The organism is Streptococcus nakanonensis, assembly GCF_059738785.1.
In genome coordinates, this window is record NZ_AP027139.1 from 1,683,443 (window position 1) to 1,697,220 (window position 13,778).

The 13,778-nt window shown below is 41.2% G+C and carries 13 protein-coding genes and 1 riboswitch; of the genes, 2 read left to right on the plus strand and 11 right to left on the minus strand.

Translation table 11 applies throughout. The features are described from left to right. Positions 1 to 98: 98 nt before the first annotated feature. The 10 genes from rpoE to AC6I9F_RS08045 all read right to left on the minus strand — a co-directional run bounded on the left by rpoE (position 99) and on the right by AC6I9F_RS08045 (position 8,144). On the minus strand, positions 99 to 686 hold the full coding sequence (gene rpoE / locus AC6I9F_RS08000) for a DNA-directed RNA polymerase subunit delta (protein WP_173307090.1): 588 nt from the start codon (positions 684 to 686) through the stop codon (positions 99 to 101). A gap of 127 nt (positions 687 to 813) precedes the next feature. Continuing rightward, positions 814 to 1,263 (minus strand): GNAT family N-acetyltransferase, encoded by a 450-nt coding sequence (locus tag AC6I9F_RS08005; protein WP_498023204.1) that lies wholly within the window; start codon positions 1,261 to 1,263, stop codon positions 814 to 816. Between the two features lie 4 nt (positions 1,264 to 1,267). Then, on the minus strand, positions 1,268 to 1,687 hold the full coding sequence (locus AC6I9F_RS08010) for a chromosome partitioning protein ParB (RefSeq protein WP_498021555.1): 420 nt from the start codon (positions 1,685 to 1,687) through the stop codon (positions 1,268 to 1,270). A gap of 27 nt (positions 1,688 to 1,714) precedes the next feature. Then, positions 1,715 to 2,365 (minus strand): phosphatase PAP2 family protein, encoded by a 651-nt coding sequence (locus AC6I9F_RS08015; protein ID WP_498021556.1) that lies wholly within the window; start codon positions 2,363 to 2,365, stop codon positions 1,715 to 1,717. Next, positions 2,355 to 2,918 carry an ECF transporter S component gene (locus AC6I9F_RS08020; RefSeq protein ID WP_020902736.1) on the minus strand — a complete coding sequence of 188 codons (564 nt, stop codon included), beginning with the start codon at positions 2,916 to 2,918 and terminating at the stop codon, positions 2,355 to 2,357. The genes AC6I9F_RS08015 and AC6I9F_RS08020 overlap by 11 nt, the downstream gene beginning before the upstream one ends. A 164-nt stretch (positions 2,919 to 3,082) precedes the next feature. Then, a riboswitch (FMN riboswitch) is annotated at positions 3,083 to 3,301 on the minus strand. 65 nt (positions 3,302 to 3,366) lie between these two features. Next, positions 3,367 to 3,870 (minus strand): tRNA (cytidine(34)-2'-O)-methyltransferase, encoded by a 504-nt coding sequence (locus AC6I9F_RS08025; protein ID WP_498021557.1) that lies wholly within the window; start codon positions 3,868 to 3,870, stop codon positions 3,367 to 3,369. 192 nt (positions 3,871 to 4,062) lie between these two features. Beyond that, on the minus strand, positions 4,063 to 4,893 hold the full coding sequence (locus tag AC6I9F_RS08030; protein ID WP_498021558.1) for an energy-coupling factor transporter transmembrane component T family protein: 831 nt from the start codon (positions 4,891 to 4,893) through the stop codon (positions 4,063 to 4,065). Next, positions 4,878 to 6,560: an ABC transporter ATP-binding protein gene (locus AC6I9F_RS08035; RefSeq protein WP_368080870.1), complete on the minus strand. Its 1,683-nt coding sequence runs from the start codon at positions 6,558 to 6,560 to the stop codon at positions 4,878 to 4,880. The genes AC6I9F_RS08030 and AC6I9F_RS08035 overlap by 16 nt, the downstream gene beginning before the upstream one ends. Before the next feature lie 168 nt (positions 6,561 to 6,728). Next, a complete protein-coding gene (locus tag AC6I9F_RS08040) occupies positions 6,729 to 7,277 on the minus strand; it encodes an ECF-type riboflavin transporter substrate-binding protein (protein ID WP_000403162.1) in 549 nt (182 codons plus the stop codon). Between the two features lie 18 nt (positions 7,278 to 7,295). Then, positions 7,296 to 8,144, minus strand: coding sequence for an SAM hydrolase/SAM-dependent halogenase family protein (locus AC6I9F_RS08045; RefSeq protein ID WP_173226209.1), 849 nt, complete (start codon positions 8,142 to 8,144; stop codon positions 7,296 to 7,298). A gap of 188 nt (positions 8,145 to 8,332) precedes the next feature. Between AC6I9F_RS08045 and trkA the strand changes: the two genes are divergently transcribed. Together trkA and AC6I9F_RS08055 are read left to right on the plus strand one after the other, a co-directional pair. Then, entirely contained in the window at positions 8,333 to 9,682 is a 1,350-nt protein-coding gene (gene trkA / locus AC6I9F_RS08050) for a Trk system potassium transporter TrkA (protein ID WP_498021563.1), read from the plus strand. Between the two features lie 3 nt (positions 9,683 to 9,685). Then, entirely contained in the window at positions 9,686 to 11,125 is a 1,440-nt protein-coding gene (locus tag AC6I9F_RS08055; RefSeq protein WP_173217906.1) for a TrkH family potassium uptake protein, read from the plus strand. A 183-nt stretch (positions 11,126 to 11,308) separates the two neighbouring features. On the opposite strand, the gene pflB is transcribed toward AC6I9F_RS08055, so the two are convergent. Then, positions 11,309 to 13,633 carry a formate C-acetyltransferase gene (gene pflB, locus AC6I9F_RS08060; RefSeq protein WP_000260631.1) on the minus strand — a complete coding sequence of 775 codons (2,325 nt, stop codon included), beginning with the start codon at positions 13,631 to 13,633 and terminating at the stop codon, positions 11,309 to 11,311. Positions 13,634 to 13,778: the final 145 nt, after the last annotated feature.

Consider the following 13,778-nt stretch of genomic DNA (forward strand, 5'->3'; position numbering starts at 1 on the left):
CAAAAATAGCTCCCTAAGAACTAGGGAGCCCCGACCTCTAAAAGAGGTGCCCGAACAATATGATACCTAAAAATAGGATAATTGTCAATAGCTAACTTTTATTCTTCGCTGGTTTCAGCATCATCTTCTGAGAACTCGTCATCTTCTTCGTTGAGATCCACGTCTTCACCCAAGTCATCAGGAGCGATTTCGTTGATTTCTGCATCATAAGCTTCCACTTCGTTTTTCTCATCATCTGGATTTTCATCATCGTATGAAAGAGCTGGATCTGCTTCATATGCGTCTTCATCCTCTGGATCATCTGCATTGTAGTCAATAGCATCTGAATCGCCATCCATGAAGGCATTGACACGTTTTTTCTTAGTTTTTGGTGCTACTTCATCATCGTCATTTTCTTCAAGAGCGATGATTTCTTCGTCAATTTCGTCCACACCATACCATGAACGAAGACCCCATTTGTTGTCTCCAAGTGAGATGAAGCTACCGTCAAAGTTCAACTCTGTGTAGAACAAAGGTAAAGCTTCACGGATATCGCTATTTGATGTTCCAAGGTAGTTTTGAATTTCGTTTACAAGATCGCTAAAATGCATCTCATGATCGCGACCACGAAGTTCCAAGATAGCACGCGCCACCTCAATCATAGATAGTTCACTTTTTTCTTGCCCAGCAAATACTTCTAATTCCAAAGCGTTTCTCCTTATTTTTACTACTATCGCCAGAGCAAATAGACTCTGACCTCATTTTATCATGTACTCTTTATTGTACGATAATTTTGCAGAATAGTCAAAGGTTAAGGGGGAGAAAGTGACAGGATTAGATTATTTTCAATATAAAACTCATTCCTTTTTCTGTTGCTCCATTTTCCACAAATCCAAGCGACTTGAAACACCTCCTAGAAGCATGATTGTAGGTGTAGATTTCCTTGACTCTCAATTCTTTCCATCCTTTTACTCGAGCCAATTCAATCAAAGCACTTAGAATCTTTTTTCCAAGTCCTCGATGTTGGTAAGCGGGATTCCCAATCACAATGGGGAGATTATCCTGAGATAGTGTAACATCCCCAATTGGAAACCATTCTCCCTTCTCCTTGACTTCAATCCAAAAAAGCTCACCATGCTGATCCAAATAGGAATACATAGCTTCCAAAGTTTCTTGACTATAAGGTCTCTTCACACCATCTACGAGGTAAACCAAGTTCACATCCTGATACCAAGCAAAAGCTTCCTCACAATGATTGACCTTATAATAAGGAACAAGACGCAGTGCATTATCTATTTGTAAAATCCGTTTCATCTGCTTTCCTTTTCAATAAGAGAGTTGCTGCTTGATTAAAACCATCACACCAGTTATACCATTTTGCTTCATACTCATCTTGAGCTAAGATATGATTTTTCAAATCCAGAACAGAGTAAATCTTTCTTTCCTCACAAGCTTGCGCATAAAGATGATATAGTTCGTCACCACCATCTCTATCCCACTCAGCAGAAATCGTATCCCGACCTGCCAATAAAGCCTGATAAGCCCTGTGATGCCCATCTGTAATTAACAAGTAATCTCCGCACACAAGAATACTGATTGGATCGACTTGGTTTGTTTCTGCCGACTGGTAAAGCATCTGAATATTTTGCAACTTCTTTTCTGATAAGTATAGTTGAGTCGGATGAAGATCTGCTATATTGACTTTCATTTCTTTCTCCTCAAGGGAATTTGATACTCACTTCTGCTTGCCTTTAAATCGCCATTGGAAGCGTAGCTTGTCATAGAAGGGAAATTCGATAAACAAGACTCCCAAGCCCACACAGAGACTGGCAAGGACATCTGATGGATAATGAACTCCCAGATAGACCCTTGATACCAGCACACTGACTAGGTAGAGACCTAGCACAATTTGCATGATTTTTCTCCAGACCGGATTTTTCATCCGTTGACTGAGAATGACAATCAGAGAGCCGACCATCAAGGTTACAGCCAGAGAATGACCACTTGGGAAGGAAAATCCCTTCTCCTCAACCAAGTGTAAAATAGCTGGTCGTGGGCGCTGGTAAATATTTTTAAAGGTCACGATTAAAAGACCTGCCAAAGCCAGATTTCCCAGCATGAAGAAACTTTCTATCTTCCACCGCTTACGATAAAAGACAAAAGCTGTAATGACAACCCAAGTGATAATCACTGGAATATCAATCAAGCGTGTGATTGCTCGGAAAAGAATAGTCAAATAATCTGGCAAGTCTCCTCGAACGGCAGTCTGAATCGGTTGGTCAAAACCGAGCAGCGTTTTAGGGTAAAATTTGACCATGTAGCCAAGAATAACGAAAAGTAAAAGGGCAAAACTGCCCTTCATTAAAAATGTTTGTTTATCTTTCATAATGTTTTAAGGTTGGTTTCAAAAGGACGTACAACAACCAGAATGAAACGGAAAAGATGATACCCTCAATCAAGTTAAAAGGCAATACCATAGTCATTAGGTAGTTGGAAAGTCCCAAAATTTTTCCAATATCAAAGTTAGCAAACTTAGCGTACAAAGGAACAGCATAAACATAGTTGAGAACCAACATAGCCACGGTTAAACCAATAGTCCCAGCTAGAGAGCCTAGTAGGAAACGAAGAGTTGTCCGTTCCTTTTTCCAAATCAAAGCAAATACGATGACAAAAACTCCCAAAGCTACGATATTCATCGGCAAACCAATGTAAGTATTCACTCCCTGGCTGTTAAGAAGCAGTTTCAAGAGTGAGCGAAGCAAGAGAATTCCTAGAGCAGCAGGCAAATCCATGACCACCAAGCCCACAAGGACTGGCAAGATACTAAATTCGATCTTGAGGAAAGATGCCGCTGGCAAAAGCGGAAAGTCAAAGTACATCAGCACAAATGAGATGGCTGATAAAATCGCAATGGTCGAAAGTCGACGTGTGTTTGTCATAACAGGTTCCTCCAATTTTCTATAAAATCAGAAGAAGTTAGAAAGGATTCCTCTATCTATTCTCACTTTTTATATCCCAAATCTTCCCTCTCACTTTACCAAAGCAAACTAAAGCAAGCGGTTACAATCTAGCTATAAATCTATCAGAACAGACAAAGCTATTCTTTCGTCTTCTCCCATCCAGACTATACTGTCGGTTGTGGAATCTCACCACATCAGCTTACGCTCGCGGACTTATTTGGCTAAGATATTTTAGATTTATCTAGGCGTCGCAGTCGAAGATAATACTTAAAGTATATCGAGACCAGACAACGACGAGAAAGCTAAAATAGCTAGTCAAATTTACCGCCGGTCGGGAATCACACCCTGCCCTGAAGACTCTTTTATCATAACAAAAAACGCTTGCAAGCGCAAGCATTTTGTTTATTTTCATTTTCATTTTCATTTTTTATTTCAATTTATCCACTTCATAGGTATGAACGAGCTCAAGACCTGCAAAATTCTGCTGGCGGAGAGCCTCATAGACAATCATGCAGACGGTATTAGACACATTGAGACTGCGAACATGTTCATCATTCATAGGAATACGGAGAGCTTTCTCAGGATGTTCGCGCATAAAGTCCTCAGGCAAGCCCTTGTCTTCACGTCCAAATAGAAAATAATGGTCTTCGTCAGTCGATAAATCTACCTCAGAATACACTTTCTCAGCAAATTTCGAAATCAGATAGAGTCTTCCCTTCATCTGAGACATGAAATCATCCAAACTCTCGTAAAAATAAATCTCTAGTTTATCCCAATAATCCAATCCAGCTCGCTTCATCTTGCGGTCATCAATAGGAAAGCCCATTGGCTTGATGATGTGGAGGGGAGAATTGGTCGCAGCGCAAGTACGCGCGATATTGCCTGTATTTTGTGGAATTTGTGGTTCAAATAATACAATGTGATTTGTCATGACTTGCTTCCTTTCACCATTGCAAAAAAATAGCCACACTGCCCGGAGTCAAGCTCAGCAAACAGCGTGGTTAAGGCATCGTTAACTTACCTCACAACAGGTTTGAAGTAAATCAGCGAAACTACTTTCTTAGTATAACACTTTCAGAATCATTGTCAATAGAAACGACTTGATTTTTTCAATTTTTTCAAGCTATTTCCAAGGGTTGTAAAATCGTCCGTGATTCTGCAAGATAAGTAGTAAACTAGCTACTAAAAACAAGATTGCCAAGAACAAGGTAAGATAGTCTCCTTTTTTCAAAGCCTGATAACTATACCAAGTGCGTTTTTTCTCTTTCCCAAAGCGTCGAAGCTCCATGGCGGTCGCGATGGTATCAATCCGTTCTAGCGAGCTAAAAATCAAGGGAGTAATAATGCGCAGATTACCTTTGATTCGTTGCATGAGAGAAGCTTTCTTGGATAATTCCAGCCCACGCGCCTCCTGAGACATCTTGATAGTAAAGAATTCTTCCTGCAAATCTGGAATATAGCGCAAGGTCAGACTGACTGAATAGGCAATCTTGTAAGGCACACCAATTTGATTTAAACTGGAAGCAAACTGACTAGGGTGGGTTGTCATCAAAAAGATAATAGCCAGAGGAATAGTGCAAAGGTACTTAATGGCCAAATTTAGCAGATAAAAGAGCTCTTGGCTGGTCAGAGTGTAGGCACCGATTCCCTGCCAAATCACACTTCTCTCTCCGTAAAGTCCAACCCCATACTCGGGAGAAAAGAGATAGACCATCAAGACGTTTAAAACGGCAAATACCGTCGCAAAAACGGCCACAAAGGAAACATCTTTAAAGCGGATTTCTGACAAATAGAGGAGAAAGACCGAAAAGATGGCAATCAGAACAAGCAGTCTGGTATCATAGCTAATCATGGCCGCCAATGATACAAGGATGAAAAAGAGGAGTTTCCCAGCTCCTGACAAGCGATGAATCACAGTATCTCTATGCTGGTAACCAATTAGTTTAGCTTGCATCCTTCTCTCCTTTCTTTATAAAATGCCGTTAAAGCAAGTGGATCCACGTCTAGTTTTTTAGCCAAGTTGAAGATGGAGGTTTCTTTTAGATTGGCTTTTATTAACAGCTTAGGATTGCTCAACAGACTAGCTGGATCAGTATCAGCAATCAATTCTCCGTCCACCATGACAAGGGCCCTGTCTGAATAATCCAGCATCAATTGCATATCATGAGTAATCATGACAATGGTATGCCCTTTTTGATGCAACTCTTCGAGAAATTCCATAATCTCAGTATAGTTCTTCTGGTCTTGACCTGCTGTCGGTTCATCTAAGAGGATAATTTCAGCCCCCAAGACCAAAATCGATGCAATGGTGACACGTTTTTTCTGACCAAATGACAGGGCAGAAATGGGCCAATTACGGAATTCATAGAGACCACAGATTTTCAAGGTTTCATAGACTTTCGTTTCAATTTCCTGCTCGTCCACACCTCGCAAACGTAGTCCCAGAGCCACCTCATCAAAAATCATATTGATTGAAATCATTTGATTAGGATTTTGCAACACATAGCCTACTCGTTCCGCCCGCTCTGCAACAGAATCTCCTTTTATATCCTGCTCTTCCCAAAGATAGCGGCCTTCAGTCTGAATAAAAGCACTTAGAGCCTTGGCTAGAGTTGATTTCCCTGCTCCATTTTTTCCGACAATGGCAATCTTTTCGCCCTTTTTAATATCCAGATAAATGGATTTTAAAATCGGTCTATCATCATAAGAAAAAGACACGTCCTCTAATTTAAAGAGTGACTGCAATTCTGGGGTTTCTTTTGCCAATTCATTCTGCAACTGAATCTGGCCTTTTGAGATAGACAAGTTATCCAGATTTGCTAACTGTTCTTCCTTGGCTAAATCCACACCTAATTGACGGAGAGTGGTTAGATAAAGGGGTTCCCGAATTCCATTTTGTGTCAATAAATCAGTCGCCAGTAACTGGTCAGGACTCCCATTAAAGAGGATACGACCATCGTTTATCAAGACAATTCGATCCACAGGTCGATGCAGAACATCCTCCAAACGATGCTCAATAATAAGTGTCGTCGTTCCCTCTTCCTTATGAATCTGATCAATCAATTCGATAATATCCTGACCTGACTTGGGATCCAGATTGGCGAGTGGCTCATCAAACAAAAGAATCGGACTCTCATCAATCAAGACACCAGCCAGACTGACTCGCTGCTTTTGTCCACCTGACAAATCCTGGGGACGCTGAGACAGTAAAGGGAGAAGGTCCAGCTTTTCAGCCCATTTATGAACACGACTTTTCATCTCTTCTAGTCCTGTTACATCATTTTCTAGAGCAAAAGCCAAGTCCTCTGCCACGGACAAGCCGATAAACTGCCCATCTGTATCCTGCAAAACTGTACTGACTAGATGAGATTTATCATAGATACTCATATCAAAGGCTGCTTGCCCCTTGATCAAAAATTCTCCAGACATCTGCCCCTTGTAAATATTGGGAATAATTCCATTCAAACACTGACTCAAGGTAGATTTACCTGACCCAGATGGCCCAACAATTAAGACTTTCTCTCCCTTGTAAATGGTCAAGTCTACCCCTTGCAAGGTCGGTTCTTGTTGTGTTTCATACCGGAAAGAGAAATCCTTCCACTCAATTATAGCTTCTTTCATTTTACTCTCTTCATTCGCTTCTTAGACTTCTATTTTATCATAAATCTACCCCTTCTTGCAGTCTCTTCTCTTAAAATCTTAGCGCCAAAAAGATTCCTATCCTAGCTTACTTGCCTAACTAATCTATAAACATCGAAAAAGACTGGTTGCCCAGCCTTCCCCATCATTTTAGTCCTTTTTCAAACTTCCTGCACGAGTTTGAGTTCCTGCATAGGCAAGCAAGAGAAGAGTTCCTGCAATAGCTACAGATACACCATTAGCAATTCCCGCAACAATTCCTTGTGCAAATACTTTTTCTGCCGCTTCTTGATAAATCACAACATCTCCAAGTGGTGCCAAGACACCCCAAACAAGGGCATTTGCAAGTAGTTGAATGAGGTTAAAAATAAGAATATCTTTCCAGTCAAAGACACCATTGATTACACGAACGTACTTTCTAAAAAGTCCCACAACTAGACCAAAGAGCCCGCTAGCGATAATCCAAGTCCACCACAGACCATATCCAGCAAGAGAGTCCTTGATTGCATGACCAATCAACCCGACAAGCAAACCGATAATCGGTCCAAAAATAATAGAAAGTAGCGCTTGTACCGCATACTGAAGCTGGATGCTTGTATTTGGAACAGGGGTCGGAATGTTGATCATCCCGATGACGACAAAGAGGGCAGCGCCAATTCCGACAGCAACAACTTGTTTAATTGTAAATTTGATTTCCATACTATTTATTCTCCTATTTTATCCTTCTATTTTCTTTATTTCAATTGTCCAAGATGAACCGACACCCACATTATAGGCCTTGGCAAAAGAACCTTGGTTGATAGCCAGACCTAAACGATAGAGAGAGTTGATGTAAAGGATGGGTTGCCCAATTCTCACATCTGCAAATGATTTGCCATAAACAACCTGATTTTGATAGACCAGCATATCAGCGTGATAGATGGTCACTTCAAAACGATCACCGAATGCTGGTTCCAGTTTGTAAAATTCTTCCCGTGTGATAGAGGTCCAGAGCGAACCAAAACGCACATCCAGAATATCAATAGCTCCCTTCACCAGATGATCTTCAATGATGGTCTCTACGACTGGAAGCTCTACAATATGGTCTACACTGAGCTCTGGCCCCACTTCCTCAAAAGTAATGTGACCGCTGGCTAGTTTAGCACCAGTATAAGCATAGACATCACGACCGTGGAAGGTATAAGAATGCTCTGTATTTTGACGTCTATTGGCCACCTCAGAAATTTCACGAATAGCTACAATGCCAACGTGTTTCTTGATAAAAGAAAGCGTCCCATTATCTGGCGTGACAATGTATTGATTTTTTGCAGTCTTGGCAACCACACTCTTACGTTTCGAGCCGACACCTGGATCGACAACCGATACAAACGTCGTTCCCTCAGGCCAGTAATCCACCGTCTGAAAGAGACGGTAGCTCCCCTCAAAAATATTATATGGCGTGATATCGTGCGTCAAGTGATGGATTTTTAAGGTTGGAGATTCTTCTAAAGCCACTCCAATCATAGCCGATACCGCACCATCAACCAGACCAAAGTCTGATTGTAATACCAGTAAATTATTATTCATTTTATCTCCTTGTATATCCTTTATCATACCATATTTCAGAGAAAGTCGCTAATAGCTATTTCAATTGCTTAGGGTATAGTTTTACCTTATAGCAAATTTCCTACTAAAAGCTCTGGTTATTAGCTAGTAGGTGCATTTTTTCTTGAAAAAAGGTATGATAGTTACATAATGAAGAAGTAGGTTTTATTATGAAAATTATCCTTGTCGGAGGGGGAAAAGTTGGTTTTGCCCTCTGTCGCTCCTTGGTTGCAGAAAAGCATGATGTTTTGCTGATTGAGCAAGACGAAGCTGTTCTCAATCATATTGTTAATCGCTTTGATATCATGGGTATCCTTGGTAACGGGGCCGATTTTACCATCCTTGAGCAAGCCAGTGTCCAGGATTGTGATATCTTTATCGCCCTGACTGAGTACGATGAAGTGAACATGATTGCAGCCGTTCTAGCCAAGAAAATGGGAGCTAAAGAAACTATCGTTCGGGTACGAAATCCTGAATACTCTAACTCTTATTTCAAAGAAAAGAATATTCTCGGTTTTTCTCTTATCGTTAACCCTGAGCTCTTGGCTGCCCGCGCTATCGCGAATATCATTGACTTCCCCAACGCCCTCTCTGTCGAACGTTTCTTTGGCGGACGCGTTAGCCTCATGGAATTCACTGTTAAATCCTCCAGTGGTCTTTGCCAAATGCCCATTTCTGATTTTCGGAAAAAATTTGGCAATGTCATTGTCTGTGCGATAGAAAGAGATCATCAAATTATCATTCCAAGCGGTGACATGACTGTACAGGATAAAGATAGAATCTTTGTCACTGGTAACCGTGTTGACATGATGCTCTTCCATAATTATTTCAAGTCTCGTGCCGTAAAGAGTCTCCTTATTGTTGGAGCTGGTAGAATTGCCTATTATCTACTAGGTATCCTCAAAGACAGTCGTATTGATACCAAGGTTATTGAAATCAATCCTGAAATCGCTAGCTTCTTTAGCGAGAAATTTCCAAATCTTCATATCGTCCAAGGAGATGGTACTGCAAAAGATACCCTGCTGGAAGAAAGCGCCCAACACTATGATGCCGTTGCAACTCTAACAGGAGTCGATGAGGAAAATCTGATTACTTCGATGTTCCTCGACAGGGTAGGTGCACAGAAAAATATTACCAAGGTCAATCGGACCAGTCTCCTCGAGATTATCAATGCGCCTGATTTTTCAAGTATCATCACCCCTAAAAGCATTGCCGTAGACACGATTATGCACTTTATTCGTGGTCGTGTTAATGCCCAGTATTCAAACCTTCAAGCCATGCACCATCTAGCCAATGGCCAAATCGAAACCCTGCAATTCCATATCAAGGAAGCCAATAAAATGACTGCCAAACCTCTTTCTCAACTGAAACTAAAAAAAGGAGTTCTTATTGCAGCCATCATTCGAAAGGGCAAGACTATTTTCCCTACTGGGGAGGATATGTTGGAAGTTGGAGACAAGCTCCTAGTAACAACCTTGTTGCCAAACATCACCAAGATTTATGACTTAATCGCGAGGTAAGAAATGAATAAAAGTATGATTCGTTACCTCCTTTCAAAGTTACTTTTGATTGAAGCTGTTCTCCTCTTGGTTCCTGTGTCTGTCGCTGTCTATTACCGTGAATCGAGCCAAGTCTTTACAGCCCTCTTTTCGACCATTGGGATTCTCGTATTACTAGGCGGTTCAGGAATTTTACAAAAGCCAAAAAATCAACGGATTTATGCCAAGGAGGGAGTCTTAATTGTGGCCCTCTGTTGGATCCTTTGGTCTTTCTTTGGCGGTCTCCCCTTTGTCTTTGCTAGACAAATTCCCAGTGTTATAGATGCCTTTTTTGAGATCAGTTCTGGCTTTACAACTACCGGAGCAACTATTCTGAACGACGTTTCGGTCCTCAGTCGTTCCCTCCTCTTCTGGCGAAGTTTTACCCACTTGATTGGAGGGATGGGAGTGCTTGTTTTTGCACTTGCTATTATGGACAATGCCAAAAATAGCCACCTAGAAGTGATGAAGGCTGAGGTTCCTGGTCCCGTCTTCGGTAAGGTTGTATCCAAACTCAAAAATACTGCCCAGATTCTCTATCTCCTTTATCTAGCTCTCTTCTCCCTCTTTGTCATCATCTATTATCTAGCTGGTATGCCCCTATTTGATAGTTTTGTCATTGCCATGGGAACAGCAGGTACAGGAGGATTTACCGTCTATAACGACGGAATTGCTCACTATGGCAGCTCATTGATTACCTATCTGGTTAGTATCGGAGTTCTGGTGTTTGGGGTGAATTTCAACCTCTACTACTACCTCATGCTCCGTCGCGTCAAAGCCTTCTTTGGTGACGAGGAACTTCGTGCTTACTTGGTCATTGTACTGCTTTCTACAGGATTGATTAGCCTCAATACCCTCTATCTCTACCCAGGATTTTCAAAGAGCTTTGAAATGGCCTTCTTCCAGGTTTCCAACATCATTACAACAACTGGTTTTGGATACGGAGATATTACCAACTGGCCCCTCTTCTCCCAGTTTATCCTCCTCTTCCTCATGGTAATCGGTGGCTCTGCTGGATCAACTGCAGGTGGACTCAAGATTATTCGAGGCCTCATCCTTTCAAAAATTGCCAAAAACCAAATTTTGTCAATCCTATCGCCCCACCGTGTTTTGACCCTCCATGTTAATAAAACGGTGATTGACAAAGATACCCAGCATAAGATTCTCAAGTACTTTGTCATCTATTCTATGATTTTGCTAGCGCTTATCTTCATTGTCAGCCTAGATAGCAATGATTTTCTGGTTGTGACCAGCGCTGTCTTTAGCTGTTTCAATAATATCGGACCTATCCTAGGAACCACTTCTAGTTTCTCAATCTTTAGCCCTATCTCAAAAATCCTCCTCTCCTTTGCAATGATTGCAGGGCGCTTGGAGATTTATCCTATCTTACTTCTCTTTATGAAGAGAACTTGGTCTAAGAGATAAAATACAACCACACCTTGTGTCTTACAAAGTGTGGTGTTTTTATTTCTGATGATCTCTCACCCCCAACTAACTCTCTTTTTAAACCAAGCGAGACACTTCAGATCCTGACTTAAAATATTTAAGAATCCCAAAACCCTCAGTCGACTGACCGAGGGTTCCTTATTTCATTATTCAAGAACTTGATTAGCTCAACGCATCCAAGGCATCATCCATTGAAAGAACTTCGTGGAAGACACGTTGTGTCAATTCAGTTTTTTGTTCTGGAGTGAGATATTTAGTGTTTACACAGTATCCAGAGATACGTACGATAACATCTTCACCTGACATAATCTTTTCGTAAACATCGTTCAAGTCCATAACGTTCAAGTTAACGTGTTGTCCACCGTTTTCGAAGTAACCATCAAGGATTGTTACCAAGTTATCAACTTGTTCGTCACGAGTCTTACCAAGAGCACGTGGAGAAACCTGAGTAGTCAATGAGATACCATCAGCTGCATAACTAAAGTCAAGGCTAGAAAGTGAGTTCAAGTTTTGCAACCATCCACCTTTAGCTTTGTTAGATGGGTTAGCACCTGGTGAGAAGAATTCCAGTTTAGACAAGTTCACAGAACCATCTTCGTTGAGGTATACACCTTTGTGGACTGGTGAGTTACCAGTTTGTTTAGAGTAAGCAACGTTTGATGTGATAGTCAAAAGTGAAACTGTAGCTTCTGCGTCTTTGTAAAGTTTGTGGCTACGTAGACGAGTTGTGTAAGCTTCGATCAACCATTCTGCCAATTCGTTTGAACGTGGGTCATCTTCACCCCAACGTGGGTATTCACCGATTGTTTCGTAATCGTAGATGTAGCCATTTTCGTCACGGATTGGTTTAACTGTAGCGTATTTGATAGCTGACAATGTATCAACAGTGTTGGCAAATCCACAGATACCGAATCCCATGTTCGCACGTTGTTTAGTTGGCAAGAAGGCCATTTGAACAGCTTCGTAGTTGTACTTATCAGTCATGTAGTGGATGATGTTCAAAGCATCTACGTAAGTGTCAGTCAACCAGTCAAGAGATTTTTCAAAGTTAGCTTTAACTGATTCAAATTCAAGAACTTCGTCACGGATTGGTTCGATGTCAAATACTTTGTAGTCTTTGTGAACATCGTCGTAACCACCGTTCAAACCAGTAAGAAGGGCTTTCAATACGTTTACACGCGCACCGAAGTACTGGATGTTGTGGCGTTGTTCTTCATTTTCTGGGTCAAGTGGAGACACACAGCATGAGATACAGCTCATTTCACCATATCCGTCTTTAGCCATTGTTGTTACACCTTCATATTGGATTGAAGAGTGTTTGTGGCTCATGTGCATACAGTAGCGACGGAAGTTGTATGGCAATTTATCAGTCCAAAGAACTGTCAAGTTTGGTTCTGGAGAGTTACCGATGTTGTCAAGTGTGTTCAAGAAACGGTAGTCCATCTTAGTAACACGGTGACGACCGTCGTTACCCATACCAGCCATAGAAGTTGTGATGAAAGTTGGGTCACCTGAGTACAATTGGTCGTAAGCTTTTGTACGAGCAAATTTAACTGTACGAAGTTTCATAACGAAATCATCAACGAATTCTTGGATTTCTGATTCAGTAAATGTACCACGAGCAAGGTCACGTTCTGCAAAGATGTCCAATACGATTGGTACACGTCCTAGAGATGTAGCAGCACCGTTGATAACACGGCAGACAGACATGAAGGCGATGTTAACCCATTGGATAGCTTCTTTAACGTTCATCGCTGGTTTGCGAACGTCAACTCCGTAAAGGTCACCCAAGCGAACAACTTGTTGCAATGCTTGGTATTGAAGGTTGATTTCTTCACGAAGACGGATTGTTTCTTCATCGATTTCTTCGATTGCATTCCAGTCGTTTACTTTTTCTTGCATCAAGTAGTCTGCACCGTAAAGAGCAAGACGTGCATAAACACCGATGATACGTCCGCGTGAGTATGCATCTGGAAGACCAGTTACAGTGTGAGCGTGACGAGCGCGACGAATGTTTGAAGTGTAGGCACGGAAGATACCGTCGTTAACTGTTGTTACGTATTTAGTAAAGATTTCGTGAACAGCTGGATCTGGTTCGTATCCATTTTCTTTCAAAGTAGTTTCAGCCATACGGATACCACCTTTTGGCATGAAGTTCAATTTGAAGAGTTCATCGTTTTGGATACCGAAGATAACTTCGTTTTCTTTATCGATAAATCCTGCTGGGATATCAGCGATAGATGTTGGACGAGTGTCCATTGGGAAACGAGTTTCTTCGTAGTGAGCCTTCGTTTCTTCTACAATTTTTTTGATGTGAAGTGAACGTTCTGTTGGTCCAGCAAGGAAGCTTTCATCTCCATCGTAAGGTGTGTAGTTAGCTTGTACGAAGCGTGATACACTTGCTTTTTCTTTCCAATCTACGCCTTTGAAGCCTTCCCAAGCTTTGTCAAAAATATCTTGTGCTTCAACAACTGTTTTAACAACCATGTTAATGTCCTCTTTTTTCTTTCTAGTAACAACCATCTGTTACATTTATGAGACAAGTATACCACACAGTAACCGATTTCAACAAGTGAAAATTCCCTATTTTTACACTTTCTTTTCTAAAACAGTCTACATTTTATTTCAAACT

Bases quoted from the DNA above. Each gene is read 5' to 3' on its own strand.
- AC6I9F_RS08010 (WP_498021555.1), bottom strand. From the start codon at position 1,687: ATGAAAGTCAATATAGCAGATCTTCATCCGACTCAACTATACTTATCA.
- AC6I9F_RS08015 (WP_498021556.1), bottom strand. From the start codon at position 2,365: ATGAAAGATAAACAAACATTTTTAATGAAGGGCAGTTTTGCCCTTTTA.
- AC6I9F_RS08020 (WP_020902736.1), bottom strand. From the start codon at position 2,918: ATGACAAACACACGTCGACTTTCGACCATTGCGATTTTATCAGCCATC.
- AC6I9F_RS08025 (WP_498021557.1), bottom strand. From the start codon at position 3,870: ATGACAAATCACATTGTATTATTTGAACCACAAATTCCACAAAATACA.
- AC6I9F_RS08030 (WP_498021558.1), bottom strand. From the start codon at position 4,893: ATGCAAGCTAAACTAATTGGTTACCAGCATAGAGATACTGTGATTCAT.
- AC6I9F_RS08035 (WP_368080870.1), bottom strand. From the start codon at position 6,560: ATGAAAGAAGCTATAATTGAGTGGAAGGATTTCTCTTTCCGGTATGAA.
- AC6I9F_RS08040 (WP_000403162.1), bottom strand. From the start codon at position 7,277: ATGGAAATCAAATTTACAATTAAACAAGTTGTTGCTGTCGGAATTGGC.
- AC6I9F_RS08045 (WP_173226209.1), bottom strand. From the start codon at position 8,144: ATGAATAATAATTTACTGGTATTACAATCAGACTTTGGTCTGGTTGAT.
- trkA (WP_498021563.1), top strand. From the start codon at position 8,333: ATGAAAATTATCCTTGTCGGAGGGGGAAAAGTTGGTTTTGCCCTCTGT.
- AC6I9F_RS08055 (WP_173217906.1), top strand. From the start codon at position 9,686: ATGAATAAAAGTATGATTCGTTACCTCCTTTCAAAGTTACTTTTGATT.
- pflB (WP_000260631.1), bottom strand. From the start codon at position 13,633: ATGGTTGTTAAAACAGTTGTTGAAGCACAAGATATTTTTGACAAAGCT.